Origin of the sequence: Curtobacterium sp. MMLR14_002, from assembly GCF_001864975.1 — a bacterium.
GTDB classification, from domain to species: Bacteria; Actinomycetota; Actinomycetes; order Actinomycetales; family Microbacteriaceae; genus Curtobacterium; species Curtobacterium flaccumfaciens.
This window is the reverse complement of the sequence record NZ_MJGT01000116.1, coordinates 105,315-124,441: the sequence shown is the minus strand read 5'-3', so window position 1 is coordinate 124,441 and position 19,127 is coordinate 105,315. Positions and strand designations below refer to the sequence as shown.

Here is a 19,127-nt window from a genome sequence, read left to right as displayed (position 1 = left end):
CGCGTCGATCACGTGGTGCATCGTCGCAACACGCGCGCACGCGCTGCCGCGCGCTGTACCGGGCGTGCCGCGCGCTATGCCGGCTCGTGCCGCGGGATCTCCAGCCAGAGCGCGACGGAGTCGTCCTCGTCCCCGTCGTCGTCGTCCATCCCCGCGCCGAGCGCCGCGGACTCGCTGGCAGCGCCGTCGAGGCGGAGTCCGACGACGGTCACCGCGGAGTCGGAGCCCTCGCCGACGGTCCGGACGATGACGTTGTCGGCGTCGCGGGCCTGCCGGAGCGCCTCGGCGACACGGGCGTGGATGCGGCGGATGTCCGGGGCGTCCAGGTCGTCGAGCCCGCCGTCGTCGTGCAGTTGGACGGTCGCTCCGCGGCGACGCAGGCGCATCACCTCGTCGCGGACGTCGTCGGACAACAGGGACCGGCCCCGGATCTCGTCGCGGATGGCCTGCTCGAGGTGCAGGCACTCGGCGCGGTCGGCGTCGTCGAGGTCGCCGCAGGAGTCGATGATGCGCTGCAGCATCGGCAGGGCCATCCGGGTGGTCTGGCTCAGCCGGAACTGCCGCTCGAACACGTGGGCGTCCTGCGCGGCCTGCCAGTCGGCGGTCTCCTGCTCGGCGAGGACGAGCTCCCGGGTGTTCCGGATGGCGCGGCTCATCGCGGCGGCGAAGACGGTGGCGATCGCGACCCAGGCGACGCTGCCGACCACGCCGAGCCCGCCGAGCGAGCCGAGGCCGGCCCAGGCGACGGTGTACACGGTCAGGAACAGGACGCCGGCCCACGCGAAGGGGCCCCGACCGCGCACGACGAGCACCACCATGAGCGTGCCGATGGCCGCGATCCACCAGGTGGCGGAGCCCGGACCACGACCATCGACGAGGACGGGGGCGGCGATCACCGGCATCACGATCGCGGTGGCGAGGGAGAAGCAGGCCGTCCAGACCGGCAGGACCCTGCCGGGGACGAACAGTGCGAGGCCGGTGGCCGCGGCGTACAGGACCATGCAGGCGATGATCGGGGCGACCTGGTCGACGCGCGGCAGCGTGGCCGCGGCGAGGACCAGGTGGTAAAGGGAGAACAGCGACGCCAGGCCGAGGGCGATGCTCGCCGGCAGGGAGACCTTCATGCGGTCGTCCTCGCGGCCGGCGACCACGTCAGCACGATGCGGGTGCCCTCGCCCGGGGCGGTGTGCACCTCGGCGCGACCGTCGACGGTCGCGACCCGCTCCACGATGGAGCGGCGGACACCGAGCCGTTCGGCGGGGATGGCCGCGACGTCGAACCCGCGGCCCTCGTCACCGACCTCGACGAGCACCCCCTGCCCCTGCTGCTCGACGCGGACCCAGCGGGAGACGTCAGCGTCGCCGGCGTGCTGCACGCTGTTCACAGCGGCCTGCAGCGCCGCCGAGGCCAGCGCGTCGGCGACCGACGCGGGCAGACGGACCGACCCGGTCGGCGTCGGGACGAGGCGGACCGGAGCGGGCAACGCACCGACCCCCTCGCGGATGCGCGCCCGGAGTTCCCCGAGGGCGACCGGCGCGACGTCACCGGGACCGTCGGTGGCGGCGGCCTCGAGGTGGTCGATCGCGTTCCGGGCCATCCGCGCGGCGAGGGTCTTGGCCTCGAGCGTGTCGGCACGTGCGGCGGAGAGCAGCGTCGTGAGCACGCTGTCGTGCACGATGGCGTCCACCTGCACCCGTTCGACCTCGGTCGCGTGTTCCCGGATGGCGAGCGAGTACCGCCGCACGGCCGTGGACTGCGCCGTGTCGACCGACGTGGCAGCACGCCGCAGCACCACGGCGATGACGAGCACCGCACCGCTGAGCAGCGCCGTGTACACGCCGTCGAGCAGGACGGCGAGGACTCCGACGTCGCCGCCGAGCGGGCTGAGCCGGATGACGACGTACACCGCCGGCACGAGCGCCGTGTAGACCGTCGCACGCCACGTGGCGAAGCCCATCGCCGCCGCCGTGCAGCCGACCGTGCAGAACCACCACGGCCACGGCTGCTGCGCCGACGGGATGGGCTCCTGCACGGTGGCCGTCCACGTCACGAGCACGACGAGGAACAGCAGCGCGCAGACGATCTGCGCCAGCTGCGCGACCCGCTGTACGAAGGCCGAGACCCCGATGAACACGAACGACGCCGCGAGGGCGAGCATCAGCGTCGGACCCCAGAACGGGTCGAGGTACGGCAGCTGCTGCAGGACCGCGGGCGCGTCGACGATGCCGAGGCCGATCGCCGCCATCGCGAGGAGGATCGCGAACGCGCGCTCCACCGACGCCTGCGTGATCGAGGCACGGACGCTGCGCGCCGGATCGGCGCCGAAGGGCGCCGGTTCGACGACCGTCCGCGCCGACTCAGCCGCGGTCGCCATCCGTGTCAGCGACCGTCGCCGTCGGGGTCGATGCCCGAGTCGAGCCCGGGGAGGATCCCGTCCTCGACGGCTCGACGCAGCAGGTCGACCTTCGTCGGGGCCGGGCGACCGACCTCGACGTACTTCACGCGGATCCGGTCGAGGTACTCACGGGCCGTCGAGTAGCCGATGCCGAGCTGCTGGGCGGCGAGCTTGAGCGGGAGACCCGAGGCGTAGAGGTGCAGGATCTCGCGCTCGCGGCGGCCGAGCTGCGCCTTCGCGAAGTCGCGGTCGGCGTCGATGGCGCTCGCCCACTCGAGGTTGTTGAGCACGTCACCGCGTGCGACGGTGGCGACCGCCGCCATCACGGTCTTGGTGGCCGAGGACTTCGGGATGACGCCGGCAGCCCCTGCTGCGAGCGCCTCACGCACGTTGGCGACACGGTCCGCGATGGAGTGCACGAGCACCGCCGATCCCGTCCCCTGCACGCCCTTGACGTTCTCGGTCACGGTCGAACCGTCACCGAGGGACAGGTCGAGGACGACGACGTCGACCTCTCGCCCGTCGAGGTTCTGGACGTACTCGGGGACGCTGGCGGCGGTGAGCACCACCTCGAACCCCTCGTTCTGGCACGCCGCCTGGATCCCGAGTCGGACGGACTCGTGGTCGTCGACGATCGCGACCCGGACCGGCCTGGTGGCCGCCCCTGACGTCTCGGTGCTGGTGGTTGTCGTTCCTGCTGCCACAGTGGCCTCTCGTTCCGATGCGCGACGCCGGCCCCTGAAACCGGAGTGCCATCAACGACCCAGGATACCCAGCCCGGACTCAGGTGCGGGGCTTCTCCGCTGCGCCACGCTGGCCGGTCCACCGATTGGTGGACACCCCGACACGCAAGGACCCGCGGTCGAGCGACCCCCGGACCTCAGCGCGCGGGGACCAGGCGTGCGACGGCTTCCAGGTGATGGGTGTGCGGGAACAGGTCGAAGGCCCGCAGTGCTTCGAGCCGGTAGCCGAGGTCGGCGAACGTCGCGACGTCGCGGGCCAGCGCCACCGGGTCGCACGCCACGTAGACGACCTGCTCCGGCTGGAGCGCGGCGATCTGCACGACCACGTCACGACCGGCACCGGCGCGGGGCGGGTCGAGCACGATCGTGCCGGCGCGGAAGCGGTCCTTCTCGGCACGCGAGGCGTTCGCCACCGTGTTCGTCAGCCAGCGGTCGACACGGCCGGTCTCGGCGCGGGCGCCGAGCCACTCGGACAGGTTCTCCTGCGCGTGCTCGGTGGCACGGGCGGCGCTCTCGACGCTCGTGATGCGCGCCTTCGGGCCGACCAGGTCGCCGAGGGCGGCGGCGAGCAGGCCGACACCGCCGTACAGGTCCAGGTGGGTGCCTTCGGGGTCGAGGCGATCGCGGTCGACCAGGTCCTGCACGGCCTCGGTGAGCACGGTCGCCGCGGCCCGGTGCACCTGCCAGAACCCGTTGTCGTCGACCTGGAACGTGCGCTCCCCCACGACCTCGGTCACCACGGTGGGCTTCTGGTCGTCGATGACGAGCCGCGCGCCCTCGGAGCCGCTCGGTGCGAGGACGTCGATGACCGAGGACCCCGGCAGCGCACCGCGGCCGAGCGGGGCGCTCTGCTGCACGACGGCGGTCGCGAGCGGCAGGCCGGTCACCGGGATGACGGAGTGAGAGCGGGCCGCGAACGGGCCGGCGGTGCCCTGCTCGTCGACGTGCAGCCGGACGCGCGTGCGCCAGCCGAGGCCGTTCGCCGCGTCGTCGCCGGGCGCGGCCTCGACGACGACGTCGTGGCCGAGCACCTCGGCGAGGTCCATCCGCGCGAACCGCGCGAACGAGTCGACGAGGACGTCGTGCTTGAGCGTGCGCTGGTGCGCGAGGGCGATGTGCCCGAACTCGGCACCACCCGGGCGCGTCTCGGGGTCACGCTCGAGCGCGGCCTCGGGCCAGACGTGGTCGACGCGGTGCTCGCTCGGCGTGATGACGCTGACCGTGTCGGCGCGCCAGAACGACTTCTTGCGGTCCTCGGTCACCCGGGCGACGACGCGCTCCCCGGGGATCGCGTCCGAGACGAAGACCACCCGTCCTTCGTGCCGTGCCACCGAGATGCCGCCGTGGGCGATCCCGGTGACGTCGAGTTCGAGCAGCGTGCCGACGGATTCACCCATGGTGAGATGGTCCCATGCGTCTGTACCTCGCGAGTACATCCCCCGCCCGCCGAGCACTCCTCGCCCAGTCCGGGGTCGAACCCGTGCTCGTGTCCCCCGGGGTCGACGAGGACGCCGTCGGCGCCGCCGCCGCGGCATCCCTCGGCCGCGACCTGACCGGTCCGGAGCTCGTCTCGCTCCTCGCCGTCGCCAAGGCGTCCGCGGTCGCCGACTCCGCGGTCGCCGGGTCACCGGTCGACGGAGTGGTGTTCGGCGGGGACTCCGCGTTCGAGGTCGACGGACAGCTGTACGGCAAGCCGCACGACCCCGCGGTCGCCCGGGAGCGCTGGCGACAGATGCTCGCCGCCGGCGGCGGGACGCTGTGGAGCGGACACTGCGTGATCGATCGACGACGCGACGACCGGCACCGGGACCCGGAACCGGCCACGGGACGGCCTGGAGGCGCGGCACCGGCCCGCACCGTGCCTCCCGTCCGGTCCCTGGTCACGTCCACCGCCGGCGTCCCGCAGCTGGGTGACGTCGCGCCCGGCGGGTCGGCGCTGGCCGCCGCCGGCGACCGCGTGGTCGCGGTCGACAGCGCGGTGCTGACCTTCGCCGACGACGTGTCCGTCGACGAGATCGACGCGTACGTCGCGACGGGCGAGCCGCTCGAGGTGGCCGGCGCGTTCACCATCGACGGTCGGGCCGCGGCGTACATCACGCGGATCGACGGGGCACCGTCCGCCGTGATCGGGATGTCGCTGCCGGTGCTGCGGTCGATGCTCCTCCGGGGCTTCGGCATCGCCTGGCACGATCTCTGGGCGCATTAGACGCGGCGCACTGTAGACATCCACACCTGTTCCGGGTGGTTCTTTGTGGGTGCCAGTCAAAACGCACTCCCGCCGCACGAATACGCTGCTGTGTCATGCCCCGTATCAGCAAGGTCCTCATCGCGAACCGCGGCGAGATCGCCGTCCGCATCATCCGCGCGGCCCGCGACGCGGGCAAGGCATCGGTCGCGGTGTACGCCGACCAGGACCGCGATGCCCTGCACGCCCGCCTCGCCGACGAGGCCTACGCGCTGAACGGCACCACGAGCGCCGACACGTACCTCGTCATCGACAAGATCATCTCGGTCGCCCGCCGCTCCGGTGCGGACGCCGTGCACCCGGGCTACGGGTTCCTCGCCGAGAACGCCGACTTCGCTCGCGCCGTCATCGACGCCGGGCTCGTCTGGATCGGCCCGTCGCCGGAGTCGATCGAGCGCCTCGGCGACAAGGTCTCCGCGCGCCACGTCGCCGAGAAGGTCGGCGCACCGCTCGCCCCCGGCACCATCGAGCCCGTGCAGGACGTCTCCGAGGTCTTCGACTTCGTCGACCAGGTCGGTCTGCCCGTCGCGATCAAGGCGGCGTTCGGCGGTGGCGGTCGTGGTCTGAAGGTCGTCCGCGACCGCGCCTCGGTCGAGGAGCTCTTCGAGTCCGCCACGCGTGAGGCGATCGCCGCGTTCGGTCGGGGCGAGTGCTTCGTCGAGAAGTACCTGGACAAGCCGCGCCACGTCGAGACCCAGTGCCTGGCGGACGAGCACGGCAACGTCGTCGTGGTCTCCACCCGCGACTGCTCGCTGCAGCGACGCCACCAGAAGCTCGTCGAGGAAGCCCCGGCGCCCTACCTGACGCCCGAGCAGCAGACCGCACTGTACGAGTCGTCCAAGGCGATCCTGCGCGAGGTCGGCTACGTCGGCGCCGGCACCTGCGAGTTCCTCATCGGTGCCGACGGCACCGTGTCGTTCCTCGAGGTCAACACCCGCCTGCAGGTCGAGCACTGCGTGTCCGAAGAGGTCACCGGCATCGACCTGGTGCGCGAGCAGTTCCGCATCGCCGAGGGTGGTGTGCTCGACTACTCGGACCCCACGCCGCGGGGACACTCGTTCGAGTTCCGCATCAACGGCGAGGACCCGGGTCGCAACTTCTTCCCCGCGCCCGGCCCGGTGCACGCCTTCAACGCACCGTCCGGCCCCGGCGTCCGTGTCGACTCGGGTGTCGTCTCCGGTGACGTCGTGTCCGGCTCGTTCGACTCGATGCTCGCGAAGCTGATCGTCACCGGCGCCACCCGTGCCGAGGCGCTGGAGCGTTCGCGTCGTGCACTCGCCGAGTTCGAGGTCACCGGCCTGCCGACCGTGCTCCCCTTCCACCGTGCCGTGGTGTCCGACCCGGCGTTCGCGACGGCCGACGACGAGCCGTTCAGCATCTACACGCAGTGGATCGAGACCGACTTCGTGAACGACATCCCGGCGTGGAGCGGCTCCCCCGAGGAACTGCCGGCGCCGGCTGCGCGCGACAGCGTCGTGGTCGAGGTGCAGGGCAAGCGCATCGAGGTCACCATGCCGTCGATCGTCGGTGGCGGTGCTGCCGGCGGTGTCGCCGGCCGTCGTCCGGCCGGCCCCACCGCTCCCCCGAAGCGCCGCTCGTCGGCCGTCCGCGGGGGCCTGGCGAAGTCCGGGTCGTCCGTCGCGTCGCCGATGCAGGCCACCGTGGTGAAGCTCGCGGTCGCCGAGGGTGACACCGTGGTGAAGGGCGACCTGCTCGTCGTGCTCGAGGCCATGAAGATGGAGCAGCCCGTGCAGGCCCACAAGGACGGCGTCGTCACCGGGCTGAACGCCCCGGTCGGCCAGACGGTCTCGTCCGGTCACGTGCTGCTCGAGCTCGCGTAGCGCGGGGTTCGCGGCGCGCCGCGCCGTCGCACAACCAAAGTCATCTCGAACCCGATCATTGCGCGGTTCGGGGTGACTTTGGTTGTGCCGCGGGATTCCAGGGGCACGGTCACCGGAGATGGTGGAAGGCGCGGATGCTCGTCGGCAGCCCGACGGCGTGGAGGACGGCTCGCAACGCCTCGGCGTCGTTCGCCTCGGCCCAGCCGAACCGCCCGACGCCACGGACCTCGGGATGACGCCGGAGTCGGTCTTCCCGCCGCTTCTCGTCCACTACGACGTCGGCCGCTGAGCGGCCCGCTGCCCGGAGCACCGGATCGACGTACTTCGACCGCCCGTCGAACTCGAGGACCACGCCATGCTCGGGAAACCAGAAGTCGACCCGACCGATGAACCCCGCAGCGTCGCGGAAGACCTGCTGGAGGACTGGTCGAGGAGCTCCGACTTCGTCGAGCGCGACACGGGCGACGGATTCGCCCGGTGACTCGCTGGCGGCGTCCGCGAGGTCGAGCGCTACCTGTGCCCGGTGCCTTCCGTGCACCGCGCCGCGACGCTCGAGTTCGTCGCGGATCTCCTGTTCAGTGACACCGCACTGCAGGGCGACGTCGACGGCCGGTACGGCGAGCCGGAGCTCGTAGGAGATCGACAGGTCAGCGACCGTGCTCACCATGTCCGTCAATCGCCGCCCGTTTGTCACCATCGTCCGGGTCCGCAGCTCACGTCCCTTTCCCGGGCGTTTGCGTACGTGGGTGAGGGACTGAGACGTCGTTCGCTGCGGATCGATCACCTCGACCACCTCGGGGAACTCACCGCGCCAGGGCAGACCGTGCAGCGCTGCCGCCGAGGCGTGCGAGACCACGAGCCGATCAGCGATCCGGTCGTGCACCGCCTTGATCCGGGCGATGTGCCGTTCGCCGGGCGTCGCGCGGCGCCAGTCGTCGGCGTCGACGAAGCGACCCGGGGTCAGTCGGACGAGGCGGCCTGTGTCGGATTCCTGTCGGTGGACCCGCCCAGTCCGACCGCTGGTGTCCGCCGATCCTCCGCGGATGATCTTGAGTCGTGTCATGCGGGCATCGTCACGCAGGCGTGCTGCCCTCCGAGGGCTCCTCGACGAACATGTGTACGGAGCACGCGTCGAGAGCGGCTGGGGAGAACTCGGCATCGCAGCATCCCGCACAACCAAAGTGACCCCGAACCGCGCGCGGGAGTGGTTCGAGGTCACTTTGGTTGTGCGACGGGCCGGAGCCGCGGTGTTTTGCGGACCGCGCCCTACGACACCAAGGGGCGCACCGCGTCGGCGAGGGCGTCGACCAGGCGCTGGGCCTCAGCGGGGGTGTCCGCGACGGTGTCGATGTAGACCTTCACCTTGGGCTCGGTGCCGCTCGGGCGGACGATCACCCGGGCGTCGCCGGACAGGTCGTAACGCAGGATGTCCGAGGGCGGGAAGCCCGCCACCCCGTCGGCGTAGTCCGTCACCGTGTGCACGTCCAGCCCGCCGAGCGTCGACGGTGGCGTGGACCGGAGCGACGCCATGATCTCGCCGATGCGCGACAGGTCGTCGACGCGGGTCGCGACCTGCCCCGAGGCGAACGCGCCGAACTCGGCGGCGAAGGCCTCGAGGTGGTCGGCGATGGTCGAGCCCGATGCGGCGAGCTCGTCGGCGAGGGACAGCAGTTCGAGCGCAGCCGAGATGCCGTCCTTGTCGCGCACGACCGACGGGTCGACCAGGTAACCCAGGGCCTCTTCGTAGCCGAACAGCAGCTCGGGCACCCGCGAGACCCACTTGAAGCCGGTCAGGGTGTCGCGGTACTCCAGCCCGTGGCGCGCAGCCACCCGGGCCAACGCCGGCGACGAGACGATCGACGCGGCGAGCGTGCCGGTCGCGCCGGACGCGGACGCCCGTGCAGCGGCCCGCCACCCGAGCAGCCAGCCGACCTCGTTGCCCGACAGCCGACGGTACGACGGCGCACCGGCGTCCGTGGCCGTCGGGATCGCGAGCGCGAGCCGGTCGGCGTCGGGGTCGTTCGCGATCACCAGGTCGGCGCCGACGGCGAGACCACGGGCGATCGCCAGGTCCATCGCGCCCGGCTCCTCGGGGTTCGGGAACGACACCGTCGGGAACGCACCGTCCGGCTCGATCTGCTCCGGCACGACCGCCGGCTCGGCGAACCCGGCCGCGGCGAACACCGCGCGAGCGGTCTCCCACCCGACGCCGTGCATGGCCGTGTAGACGACCTTCGGCTGCTCCTCGACCCCGAGTGCCGGAGCGGGCACGATCGCGGCCGTGGCGGCCACGTAGGCGTCGACCAGGGCCGACGTCGCGACGGTGTAGTCCGTGCCACGCGGCAGGTCGATGACGGACCCTGTGGCGACGGCGTCGATGGCGGCCGCGATCTCACCGTCGACGGGCGGCACGATCTGCGAGCCGTCGTCGTCCTGACCGAGGTAGACCTTGTACCCGTTGTCCCGCGGCGGGTTGTGGCTCGCGGTAACCATGACGCCGGCACCGACGTCCAGGTGCCGGACGGCGAACGCGAGCACCGGCGTCGGCAGGGCCGAGGGCAGCAGGGTGACCTCGAGCCCGAGGCCGCGCATGACCTCGGCCGAGTCACGTGCGAAGACGTCCGAGTTCACCCGGCCGTCGTACCCGATCACGACGCTGCGCGAGCGCCCGGTGTCGATGAGGAACCGTGCGAGCCCCGCAGCGGCCTGGGTCACGACGACCCGGTTCATCCGCAGTGGGCCCCAGCCGAGCTCGGCACGGAGGCCGGCGGTGCCGAACTGCAGCCGGCCGTCGAACCGCTCGGCGAGCGCCCGGACAGCGGGACCGTCACCGTCGGCCGCCGCGTCGATCGCCGCGGCCAGCTCGTCGCGGGTCTCGGGGTCCGGGTCCTGCGCCAGCCACGCCCGCGCAGTGCCGAGCACCTGGTCGAGGTCGAGCTTCACGATGCCGGCTGCCCGAGTGCGGCGACCACGCGTGCGAGCAGGTCGGCGATCACCGGCTCGGCCTGCTTGCCGGCCTCGAGCACCTCGGTGTGCGACAGCGGGGTCTTCTGGATGCCCGCGGCGAGGTTCGTGATGAGCGAGAACCCGAGGACCTCCATGCCGGCCTGACGGGCGGCGATCGCCTCGAGCGCCGTGGACATGCCCACGATGTGTCCGCCGATGGTCTTCGCCATCTGGACCTCGGCCGGGGTCTCGTAGTGCGGGCCGCGGAACTGCGTGTACACACCCTCGTCGAGCGACGGGTCGACCGTCCGGGCCAGCTCACGCAGCCGCGCCGAGTACAGGTCGGTGAGGTCGATGAACGTCGCGCCCTCGAGCGGGCTGTCCGCGGTCAGGTTGATGTGGTCGCTGATGAGCACCGGGGTGCCCGGGGTCCAGTGCTCCTTGATGCCACCGGCGCCGTTGGTCAGCACCATGATCGAGGCACCGGTCGCAGCGGCCGTGCGGACGCTGTGCACGACCCGACGGACTCCGTGGCCCTCGTAGTAGTGGGTGCGGGCACCGATGACGAGCGCGTGGCGGCCGTCGGCGAGGCGGATCGACCGGATGGTGCCGGAGTGTCCGGGGACGGCCGAGGCGCTGAACCCGGGGACCTGCTCGGCCGGGATCTCGGAAACGGTCTCACCGATGATGTCGGCGGCCTTGCCCCAGCCCGACCCGAGGGTCAGGGCGATGTCGTGCCGCTCGATGCCGGACTGTTCGGCGATGGCGGCGGCGGCGGCCCGCGCGACCTCGAACGGGTCGGCAGCGGGGTCGTTCAGCGGGTTCTCGGTGCTCATGCCCCAACTCTAAAGGGCGGACTACGCGCTCAGTGCTCGCCGAGAGCCCGGTCCACCGCCGCCGTGATCTCGCCCTGGTCGAAGTGGTTCGCGATGACGATGACCTCGGCGTAGGTGTCGCCGATCGCCTCGACGAACTCCTGACTCGTCAGGATCACGTTGGCGTCGTCGGAGACGTCGCGCACCGAGGCGACGTCCGCCGCGACGACCGACGCCGACAGCCCGAGGGCGTCGAGCGCCTTCTCGGCGTTCACCTTGAGGATGCCGCTCGAGCCGATGCCGGCGCCGCAGATGGTCACGATCTTCACGCGGAGACCCCCATGATCGTGCGGACCTCGTCCGCCGTGGTCGCCGCCGCGATCCGTCCGGTCACGGTGGCGTCGTTGAACAGGTTCGCGATCTCGCCGATCGACTCCAGGTGGGTGCCGACCTCGGCCACCGCGAGCCCGAGCACCACACGGACGGGGTCGTTGTGCGGGTGACCGAACGCCACCGGGGTCGCGAGCGTCACGATCGCGAGTCCGTCCCGCACGACGGCACCACCCGGCCGGGCGTGCGCGAACGCGAGCCCCGGCGAGATGACGATGTACGGCCCGTGCTCCTCGACCATGCCGATCATGGCGTCGGTGTACTCGTCGGTGGTGGCGCCCGAAGCGACGAGCGCACCGCCGACCAGGCGCATCGCGTCACGCCACGCGGGCGCGTCCGCACCGAGGAGGACGGCGGTGTCCGGCAGCGGTGGCAGTCCCATGCGTCAGGCCTCCTGGTACCCGGCCGTGATGGTGGCGATGATCTCCTCGCGGTCCTCGAGCGGCAGGAACGACCCGAGCGCGGCGTTGATCTGGAACGCCGCCAGGTCGTCGAGGTCGTACCCGAACGTGCCGGCGAGCAGTGCGAGCTCCTTCGACAGCGAGGTCCCGCTCATCAGGCGGTTGTCGGTGTTCACCGTGACCCGGAAGCCGAGCTGGTAGAGCACGTCGAACGGGTGGTCGGCGAGGTCGTCGCCCCACGCGGCGATCGCCCCGGTCTGCAGGTTGGACGACGGCGAGACCTCGAGCGGGATCTCGCGGTCACGGACCCACGAGGCGACCTCGCCCAGGGAGGCCAGCGTCGAGCCGTCCCCGGCGTCGGACAGGGCGACGTCCTCGAAGATGCGGACGCCGTGCCCGAGGCGGAGCGCCCGGCCGTCGACGAGCGCGGAGCGGATGGACGCGAGCCCGTCGGCCTCGCCCGCGTGCACGGTGACGGGGAACAGTTCGGATGCCAGGTAGTCGAAGGCGGCGCGGTGGTTCGAGGCGGGGAACCCGGCTTCGGCACCGGCGATGTCGAAGCCGACGACCCCGGCGTCACGGTGCCGGACGGCGAGCTCGGCGATCTCGAGCGACCGGTCGGCGTGCCGCATCGCGGTGACGAGCTGGCCGACGCGGATGCGTCCACCGGCGGCGTCGACGGCTGCCTCGATGCCGGCCTGCACGGCCTCCACCGTCTGGTCGAGGGTCAGTCCGCCCTGCAGGTGCTGCTCCGGCGCCCAGCGGACCTCGCCGTAGACGACGCCGTCGGCGACCAGGTCCTCGACGAACTCGCGGGCGATCCGGGTGAGCTGCGGCGCGGTCTGCATCACCGACGTGGTGACGTCGAACGTCTTCAGGTACTCGACCAGGGAGCCGGAGTTCGACTGGTTGGCGAACCACTGCCCGAGCTCGGCCGGGTCGGTGGTGGGGAGCGACACACCCGCCGAGGCCGCGAGCTCGACGATGGTCGCGGGACGCAGGCCGCCGTCGAGGTGGTCGTGCAGCGAGACCTTCGGCAGGTCGTTGATGACCGCCCCGGCGTCGGGCAGGCGGTAGGTCGGGGCGTCGGCGCTCATGCCCCCAGGCTATCGGTGGTCACCGCCGCCGCGCAGGCACCTGTGCACAACCCACGACGGAAGACACTGGAGGCTCCCCACAGGTGTGCAGGGAGCCTCCGGTTCGTCGGGTGGCCGGGTTCAGGACCCGATGCGCTCGCGCACGATCTGCCCGCGTGCCGCGGCAGCGGAGCCCTCCGGGCCGATGGTCCACGCGCCCTCGAGCGACTCCAGCGCACGCGGGATCCGCGACGCGTCGTCGGAGTGCAGCGTCCAGAGCGGCTGGCCCTCGGTCACGGTGTCCCCCGGCTTGGCGTGGAGCTCGATGCCCGCACCGGCCTGCACCGGGTCCTGCGCGCGGGCACGACCGGCCCCGAGCCGCCAGGCCGAGACGCCGAACGGCAGCGCGTCCTGCTGCGTGAGGACCCCCGACGTCGGAGCGGTGACGACGTGCTGTTCCCGGGCGACGGGCAGCGCCGCGGACGGGTCCCCGCCCTGCGCCTCGATCATCCGACGCCAGGTGTCCATGGCGCGGCCGTCCGCGAGCGCCGCGGCCGGGTCGGCGTCGGGCAGTCCGGCCAGCGTGAGCATCTCGGTCGCGAGCGCAACCGTCAACTCGACGACGTCGGCGGGGCCGCCGCCGGCGAGCACCTCGACCGACTCCCGCACCTCGAGCGCGTTGCCGATCGTCAGCCCGAGCGGGACCTCCATGTCGGTCAGCAGCGCCGAGGTCGCGACCCCGGCGTCGTTGCCGAGGTCGACCATGGTCTGCGCGAGCTCCCGGGACGCCTCGTACGTCGGCATGAACGCGCCGGACCCGAACTTGACGTCGAGCACGAGCGCCCCGGTGCCCTCGGCGATCTTCTTCGACATGATGCTCGACGCGATGAGCGGGATGCACTCGACCGTGCCGGTGATGTCGCGGAGCGCGTAGAGCTTCTTGTCCGCGGGTGCCAGGCCTGACCCGGCGGCGCAGATGACCGCGCCGACGTCCTGCAGCACCTGCATCATGCGGTCGTTCGAGATGGACGCCTGCCACCCGGGAATCGACTCGAGCTTGTCGAGCGTGCCGCCGGTGTGCCCGAGTCCGCGACCGGACAGCTGCGGCACAGCGACGCCGAACGACGCCACCAGGGGTGCGAGCGGCAGGGTGATCTTGTCGCCGACCCCGCCCGTGGAGTGCTTGTCGACCGTCGTCTTGCCGAGCGACGAGAACGACATCCGCTCCCCCGACGCGATCATCGCGAGCGTGAGGTCCTTGATCTCACGCCGCTCCATCCCGTTCAGGAAGATCGCCATCGCCATCGCGGCCATCTGCGGGTCCTCGACGTAGCCGCGGGTGTACGCGTCGACGAGCCAGTCCACCTCGGCGGTGCTCAGGGCCCCGCCGGAGCGCTTCGTACGGATGAGGTCGACGGTGTCGAACGGCTCGACGGCCATGTGGATCAGTGCTCCTGCTGGTAGGTGGCGAGGGTCCGCGGCCCGAAGGCGTCCGGCAGGACCTCGTCGATGGTGCGGATGCCGGAGAGCGTCTCGAGGAGCATGCCCTCGGTCGAGTGCTCGAACAGCAGCTGGCGGCAGCGGCCGCACGGCATCAGGGTCGCGCCGTCGCCGTCGACGCACGTGAACGCGACGAGCTTGCCGCCGCCGGTCATGTGCAGCTGCGACACGAGGGAGCACTCCGCGCAGAGCGTCACCCCGTAGCTCGCGTTCTCGATGTTGCAGCCGGAGACGATCCGGCCGTCGTCGGTGAGCGCCGCGGCGCCCACCGGGAACGACGAGTACGGCGCGTAGGCGCGCCGCATCGCGGCCGTGGCGGCGTCCCGCAGGACGCCCCAGTCCACGTCGTCGACCGGGAGGCCCGTGGCGGCGTCCGTCGGGTCGGTGGCGGTGACCGCCTGGTCACCTGCAGCGTGTGCGTCGGTCATGTGTCGTGCCTCCAGGCCGTCAGCTCTTGATGTAGGGCTTGCCGGACGCGGCGGGGCCGCGCGACTGCCCGACCAGGCCGGCCACGGCGAAGATCGTGACCACGTACGGCAGCATCAGCAGGAACTCGCTCGGTACGGGCGAGCCGACCGCGCTGAGCGTGTTCTGCAGGTTCGACGCGAAGCCGAACAGCAGGGCGGCGAGCGTGGCCTTGATCGGGTCCCAGCGGCCGAAGATCACGGCGGCCAGGGCGATGTAGCCCGCGCCCGCGGTCATGTCCTTCGTGAACCCGCCGGTGGCGTCGAGCGTGAAGTACGCACCGCCGAGGCCCGCGATCGCACCGGCGAGGGAGACGTTCCAGAACCGGGTGCTCGTGACGTTGATGCCCACCGTGTCGGCGGCCTGCGGGTGCTCGCCGACGGCGCGGAGTCGCAGACCCCAACGGGTCTTGAACAGGCCGAAGGTGACGACCGCCACGGCGACGTAGGCCAGGTAGACGACGACCGACTGCTCGAAGAAGATCGGTCCGATGATCGGGATCTGGTGGAGCACCGGGACCTCGAACTTCGGGAACCGGATGCCGATGTTGAGCGTCTGCTGGTTCGGGGACAGCACCTGCGAGTACAGGAAGCCGGTCAGGCCCGAGATGAAGGCGTTGATGACGACACCGACGATGACCTGGTCGACCAGGTACTTGATGCTGAACGCCGCGAGGACGAACGACACGAGCACACCCGCGACGAGGGCACCGACGAGACCGACCCAGGGCGACCCGGTGAGCGAGGCGATGAGCGCCGAGGTGAACGCACCGGCGAGGAACTGGCCCTCGATCGCGATGTTCACCACACCGACCCGCTCCGAGATGACGCCGCCGAGGGCACCGAACACGAGCGGGACCGCGAGGCCGAGCGCACCGAAGAGCATGCCGGGGATGGTGATCGAGTCGCCGGCGACCGCCCATGCGAGGAAACCGACCACGAAGACGATCGCGAACACCGAGGTCACCCAGAGCGGCACACGTCGCGAGGCACGGGTCTCGACGATCGCGTACACCGTGGCGAGCGCGAGCAGCACGGTGACGACGATCCCGGTGGCCGTCGCCGGCAGCGGGAGGTTCGGCAGCGCGAAGAAGTCGCCCTTCGACGCCAGGCGGAGCGTCGCCGTTCCGGGGCGGTGTCCGAAGCCGAACAGCACGAGCGCGAGCAGCGTGAACACGCCGTACCCGATCGGGAGCTTCCAGCTGCGGGTCGTCTCGACCGGACGGTCGTCCAGGGGCATGCGCGGCGCGGCCGCGGTGGGGCTGAGGGTGCTCATGCGGCGACTGCCTTCTTGCTGTTCTTGCTCGTCTTCGTGCGCTTGCGTGCACCCGGCTGCGGGATCCGGAAGATCGCGCGGACGAGCGGCGGCGCCGCGATGAAGAGGACGATGAGGGCCTGGATGACGCCGACGATGTCGATCGGGATGCCGTTGGCGGCCTGCATGGCGTAGCCACCGTTCTTCAGCACGCCGAACAGGATCGCCGCCCAGAAGACACCCCACGGCTTGGAGCGGCCGAGCAGGGCCACGGTGATGGCGTCGAAGCCGATGCCGGCGTCGATGCCCGAGGTGAAGCCCGTGGTCACGGCACCCTGCACCTGGTAGGCGCCGGCGATGCCGACCAGGGCACCGGAGATGACCATGACCCAGATGGTCAGCGACGGGACGCTCATGCCGGCCACGCGGGCGGCACGGGGGTTCTCACCGATGGTGCGGAACCGGAAGCCGAGCGAGGACTTGTTGACGAGCCACCAGACGACGACGACCGCGATGATCGCGACGATGAACCCGAGGTCCACGCCGTACCGCACACCGAAGAGCTGCGGCAGGAGCGCGCTGTCCTTCGTGGCGGGCGAGATCGGGTTGCTGCTGCCCGGGGCCTGGAGCAGGCCCGGGGTGCGGAGCAGGTAGCTGACCAGGTAGAGCGCGACGTAGTTGAGCATGATCGTGACGACCACCTCGTTCGCACCCGTCCGGGCCTTGAGCACACCGACGATGCCGCCCCAGACCGCGCCGCCGACGATGCCGGCGATGATCGTGAGCGGGATGTGGATCGCGGCGGGGCCGTCGAACGAGAACCCGACCCAGCCTGCGGCAGCGGCGCCCATCAGGATCTGGCCCTGGCCGCCGATGTTGAACAGCCCGGCGCGGAACGACAGCGCGATCCCGAGTCCGGCGGCGATGAGCGGCACCGAGTAGTCGACGGAGCGCGTGAGCGGCCCGATCGCCTGCTGGAAGGAGTCCGCACCGAAGTTGAACACCGACCCTTGGAACAGCGAGGCGTAGGCGCCGCCGACCGCGGTGCCGATCGCCTGGAGCATGTCGGTGGGGCGAGCGAAGAAGTAGCCGGCGGTCGCACGGACGTTCTCGTCCGTCACCGCGATGAGGATGCCGCACGCGACCAGCGCGAGGACGACGGCGAGCACCGTGACGAGCACGGAGCCGTTCAGGATCCCCTGCAGGGCGGCCTGCCAGCGGTCACCACCGGCGCCGTTGCGGCGCTCGGTGTCCTCCGCCGAGTCCGTCATGAGGTGCGGGGTCGACTCGACCTCCTGCAGACGGTCGTCGGTGAGCGGGGCATCCGCGGTGCCGTGCGCAGCCGGGGTCGGCTGCTGCGTGTTGTCTGGTTCCTGCGCGGTCACGCGGCCAGCTCCGTTCCGGTCGTGGGTGTGGCGTGGATCTCGCCGGCCGAACCGGTCATGCGGCCAGCTCCGTTCCTTCAGGGATCTCCCCGGCCATCATGAGGCCGAGGACGTCACGGGGGGTGGTCGCGGGGACGATGCCGACGATGCCGCCGCGGTACATCACGGCGATCCGGTCGGCCAGGGCCACGACCTCGTCGAGCTCGGTGGAGACGACGATGACCGGCACACCGGTGTCGCGGGTGGCGACGATGCGCTTGTGGACGAACTCGATCGAGCCGACGTCGATGCCGCGGGTGGGCTGCGCGGCGACGAACAGCCGCAGCTCGCGGCTCAGTTCGCGCGCCAGGACGATCTTCTGCTGGTTGCCACCGGACAGCCGACCGGCCGCGGTGGTGCGACCCGGCGTCCGGATGTCGAACTCGGCGATCTTCTCGTCGGCGAAGGCGTCGCGCTCGGCCGAGCGGATCGTGCCGGCGCGGACGAACTCGGCGTGGTCGGCCCGGTCGAGCATCAGGTTCTCGGCGATCGTGAACTCGCCGACCAGGCCGTCCTCCTTGCGGTCCTCGGGGACGAAGCCGACGCCCGCGTCGAGCACCTGCTTGACGCTCCGGCCGGTGAGTTCCTTGCCGTCGAGGGTGATGCGGCCGGCGTGGGCGGGCTCGAGGCCGATGATCGCCTCGGTGAGCTCGGTCTGCCCGTTGCCCTGCACCCCGGCGATCGCCAGGACCTCGCCGCGGCGCACCGTGAAGGAGACGTCGTCGACGAGCACGATGCCGGACGGGTCGGTCACGGTCAGGTTCTCGACGACCAGGGCGTCGGCGCCACCGGTCGCAGGAGCCTTGTCGACCACGAGCGAGACGGCACGGCCGACCATCAGCGCGGCCAGCTCGTTGTTCGTGGCGGTCGGCGATGCCTCGCCGACGACCTTGCCGAGGCGGATGACCGTGATGCGGTCGGCGACCTCGCGCACCTCGCGGAGCTTGTGGGTGATGAACACGATCGCGGTGCCGGCTTCGCGGAGCTGGCGCATGATGCCCATCAGCTCGTCGGTCTCCTGCGGGGTGAGGACGGCCGTCGGCTCGTCGAACACCAGCACGGAGGCGTCGCGGGACAGCGCCTTGATGATCTCGACGCGCTGCTGCACGCCGACGGGCAGGTCCTCGACCTTGGCGTCGGGGTCGACGTCGAACCCGAAGCGATCGGAGATCTCCTGCACGCGCTTGCGGGCACCGGCCAGGTCGAGCCGCCCGCCGAAGGTGGTCTGCTCCTGCCCCAGCATGACGTTCTCGGCGACGGTGAACACGGGCACGAGCATGAAGTGCTGGTGCACCATGCCGATGCCGGCGCGCATGGCGTCACCGGGGCCGTCGAAGTCCTGCACCACGTCGTCGAGCAGGATCTCGCCCTCGTCGGCGTCGTACAGGCCGTACAGGACGTTCATCAGGGTGGACTTGCCGGCGCCGTTCTCACCCAGGAGGCAGTGGACCTCACCCGGCTCGACGGTGAGCGAGATGTGGTCGTTGGCGACCAGGGCGCCGAACCGCTTGGTGATGCCGCGGAGTTCGAGCTTCATGTTCGGGAGTCTATTTCTGTCTCGCGCGCGCCACGCGGGCGCACGGTGTCGCGTGCACCCCGCGGATGCACGATGTGGTGTGCGCCACCCGGGCG

General features: G+C 71.4%; 17 protein-coding genes. 2 read left to right on the top strand and 15 right to left on the bottom strand.

The features are described 5' to 3' along the window. Positions 1-74: 74 nt before the first annotated feature. The 4 genes from BIU91_RS17200 to BIU91_RS17185 form a co-directional block, all read right to left on the bottom strand. Entirely contained in the window at positions 75-1,124 is a 1,050-nt protein-coding gene (locus tag BIU91_RS17200) for a hypothetical protein (RefSeq protein ID WP_071406459.1), read from the bottom strand. Beyond that, positions 1,121-2,374 carry an ATP-binding protein gene (locus BIU91_RS17195; RefSeq protein ID WP_071406412.1) on the bottom strand — a complete coding sequence of 418 codons (1,254 nt, stop codon included), beginning with the start codon at positions 2,372-2,374 and terminating at the stop codon, positions 1,121-1,123. Before BIU91_RS17195 ends, BIU91_RS17200 begins: the two co-directional genes overlap by 4 nt. Positions 2,375-2,379: 5 nt before the next feature. Continuing rightward, positions 2,380-3,099, bottom strand: coding sequence for a response regulator transcription factor (locus BIU91_RS17190; RefSeq protein ID WP_017888757.1), 720 nt, complete (start codon positions 3,097-3,099; stop codon positions 2,380-2,382). Positions 3,100-3,275: 176 nt separating this feature from the next. Then, positions 3,276-4,535 carry a TRAM domain-containing protein gene (locus tag BIU91_RS17185; RefSeq protein WP_027466465.1) on the bottom strand — a complete coding sequence of 420 codons (1,260 nt, stop codon included), beginning with the start codon at positions 4,533-4,535 and terminating at the stop codon, positions 3,276-3,278. Positions 4,536-4,549: 14 nt separating this feature from the next. Here BIU91_RS17185 and BIU91_RS17180 point away from each other — a divergent pair, with 14 nt between their 5' ends. Both BIU91_RS17180 and BIU91_RS17175 read left to right on the top strand, forming a co-directional pair. Then, complete coding sequence (locus BIU91_RS17180) at positions 4,550-5,344, top strand: Maf family protein (RefSeq protein WP_071406411.1); 795 nt, start codon at positions 4,550-4,552, stop codon at positions 5,342-5,344. A 95-nt stretch (positions 5,345-5,439) separates the two neighbouring features. Next, on the top strand, positions 5,440-7,224 hold the full coding sequence (locus BIU91_RS17175) for a biotin carboxylase N-terminal domain-containing protein (RefSeq protein ID WP_071406410.1): 1,785 nt from the start codon (positions 5,440-5,442) through the stop codon (positions 7,222-7,224). 109 nt (positions 7,225-7,333) lie between these two features. On the opposite strand, the gene BIU91_RS17170 is transcribed toward BIU91_RS17175, so the two are convergent. The 11 genes from BIU91_RS17170 to BIU91_RS17120 form a co-directional block, all read right to left on the bottom strand. After that, entirely contained in the window at positions 7,334-8,008 is a 675-nt protein-coding gene (locus BIU91_RS17170) for a hypothetical protein (RefSeq protein ID WP_139196578.1), read from the bottom strand. A gap of 482 nt (positions 8,009-8,490) precedes the next feature. Then, positions 8,491-10,167: a phospho-sugar mutase gene (locus BIU91_RS17165; protein WP_071406408.1), complete on the bottom strand. Its 1,677-nt coding sequence runs from the start codon at positions 10,165-10,167 to the stop codon at positions 8,491-8,493. Further along, the gene (locus tag BIU91_RS17160; RefSeq protein ID WP_071244261.1) at positions 10,164-11,006 is read right to left on the bottom strand and encodes a purine-nucleoside phosphorylase; all 843 of its coding nucleotides are present in this window, start codon (positions 11,004-11,006) and stop codon (positions 10,164-10,166) included. The genes BIU91_RS17165 and BIU91_RS17160 overlap by 4 nt, the downstream gene beginning before the upstream one ends. Positions 11,007-11,035: 29 nt before the next feature. Continuing rightward, entirely contained in the window at positions 11,036-11,314 is a 279-nt protein-coding gene (locus tag BIU91_RS17155) for a PTS sugar transporter subunit IIB (protein ID WP_027466460.1), read from the bottom strand. Further along, a complete protein-coding gene (locus tag BIU91_RS17150) occupies positions 11,311-11,757 on the bottom strand; it encodes a PTS sugar transporter subunit IIA (protein ID WP_071406407.1) in 447 nt (148 codons plus the stop codon). The genes BIU91_RS17155 and BIU91_RS17150 overlap by 4 nt, the downstream gene beginning before the upstream one ends. 3 nt (positions 11,758-11,760) lie before the next feature. Then, on the bottom strand, positions 11,761-12,873 hold the full coding sequence (locus tag BIU91_RS17145; RefSeq protein WP_071406406.1) for an adenosine deaminase: 1,113 nt from the start codon (positions 12,871-12,873) through the stop codon (positions 11,761-11,763). Positions 12,874-12,993: 120 nt separating this feature from the next. Continuing rightward, on the bottom strand, positions 12,994-14,292 hold the full coding sequence (locus tag BIU91_RS17140) for a thymidine phosphorylase (RefSeq protein WP_071406405.1): 1,299 nt from the start codon (positions 14,290-14,292) through the stop codon (positions 12,994-12,996). A gap of 5 nt (positions 14,293-14,297) precedes the next feature. After that, entirely contained in the window at positions 14,298-14,780 is a 483-nt protein-coding gene (locus BIU91_RS17135; RefSeq protein WP_071406404.1) for a cytidine deaminase, read from the bottom strand. A gap of 19 nt (positions 14,781-14,799) precedes the next feature. Then, the gene (locus BIU91_RS17130) at positions 14,800-16,092 is read right to left on the bottom strand and encodes an ABC transporter permease (protein WP_084741425.1); all 1,293 of its coding nucleotides are present in this window, start codon (positions 16,090-16,092) and stop codon (positions 14,800-14,802) included. Then, the gene (locus tag BIU91_RS17125) at positions 16,089-17,456 is read right to left on the bottom strand and encodes an ABC transporter permease (protein ID WP_171907872.1); all 1,368 of its coding nucleotides are present in this window, start codon (positions 17,454-17,456) and stop codon (positions 16,089-16,091) included. The genes BIU91_RS17130 and BIU91_RS17125 overlap by 4 nt, the downstream gene beginning before the upstream one ends. A gap of 55 nt (positions 17,457-17,511) precedes the next feature. Continuing rightward, entirely contained in the window at positions 17,512-19,032 is a 1,521-nt protein-coding gene (locus BIU91_RS17120; protein ID WP_071406403.1) for an ABC transporter ATP-binding protein, read from the bottom strand. Positions 19,033-19,127: the final 95 nt, after the last annotated feature.

What these genes read in the sequence shown, in the direction of transcription:
- BIU91_RS17150 (WP_071406407.1), bottom strand. Translation starts at nt 11,757, where the DNA reads ATGGGACTGCCACCGCTGCCGGACACCGCCGTCCTCCTCGGTGCGGAC.
- BIU91_RS17200 (WP_071406459.1), bottom strand. Translation starts at nt 1,124, where the DNA reads ATGAAGGTCTCCCTGCCGGCGAGCATCGCCCTCGGCCTGGCGTCGCTG.
- BIU91_RS17180 (WP_071406411.1), top strand. Translation starts at nt 4,550, where the DNA reads ATGCGTCTGTACCTCGCGAGTACATCCCCCGCCCGCCGAGCACTCCTC.
- BIU91_RS17175 (WP_071406410.1), top strand. Translation starts at nt 5,440, where the DNA reads ATGCCCCGTATCAGCAAGGTCCTCATCGCGAACCGCGGCGAGATCGCC.
- BIU91_RS17195 (WP_071406412.1), bottom strand. Translation starts at nt 2,374, where the DNA reads ATGGCGACCGCGGCTGAGTCGGCGCGGACGGTCGTCGAACCGGCGCCC.
- BIU91_RS17145 (WP_071406406.1), bottom strand. Translation starts at nt 12,873, where the DNA reads ATGAGCGCCGACGCCCCGACCTACCGCCTGCCCGACGCCGGGGCGGTC.
- BIU91_RS17130 (WP_084741425.1), bottom strand. Translation starts at nt 16,092, where the DNA reads ATGAGCACCCTCAGCCCCACCGCGGCCGCGCCGCGCATGCCCCTGGAC.
- BIU91_RS17185 (WP_027466465.1), bottom strand. Translation starts at nt 4,535, where the DNA reads ATGGGTGAATCCGTCGGCACGCTGCTCGAACTCGACGTCACCGGGATC.
- BIU91_RS17135 (WP_071406404.1), bottom strand. Translation starts at nt 14,780, where the DNA reads ATGACCGACGCACACGCTGCAGGTGACCAGGCGGTCACCGCCACCGAC.
- BIU91_RS17120 (WP_071406403.1), bottom strand. Translation starts at nt 19,032, where the DNA reads ATGAAGCTCGAACTCCGCGGCATCACCAAGCGGTTCGGCGCCCTGGTC.
- BIU91_RS17160 (WP_071244261.1), bottom strand. Translation starts at nt 11,006, where the DNA reads ATGAGCACCGAGAACCCGCTGAACGACCCCGCTGCCGACCCGTTCGAG.
- BIU91_RS17140 (WP_071406405.1), bottom strand. Translation starts at nt 14,292, where the DNA reads ATGGCCGTCGAGCCGTTCGACACCGTCGACCTCATCCGTACGAAGCGC.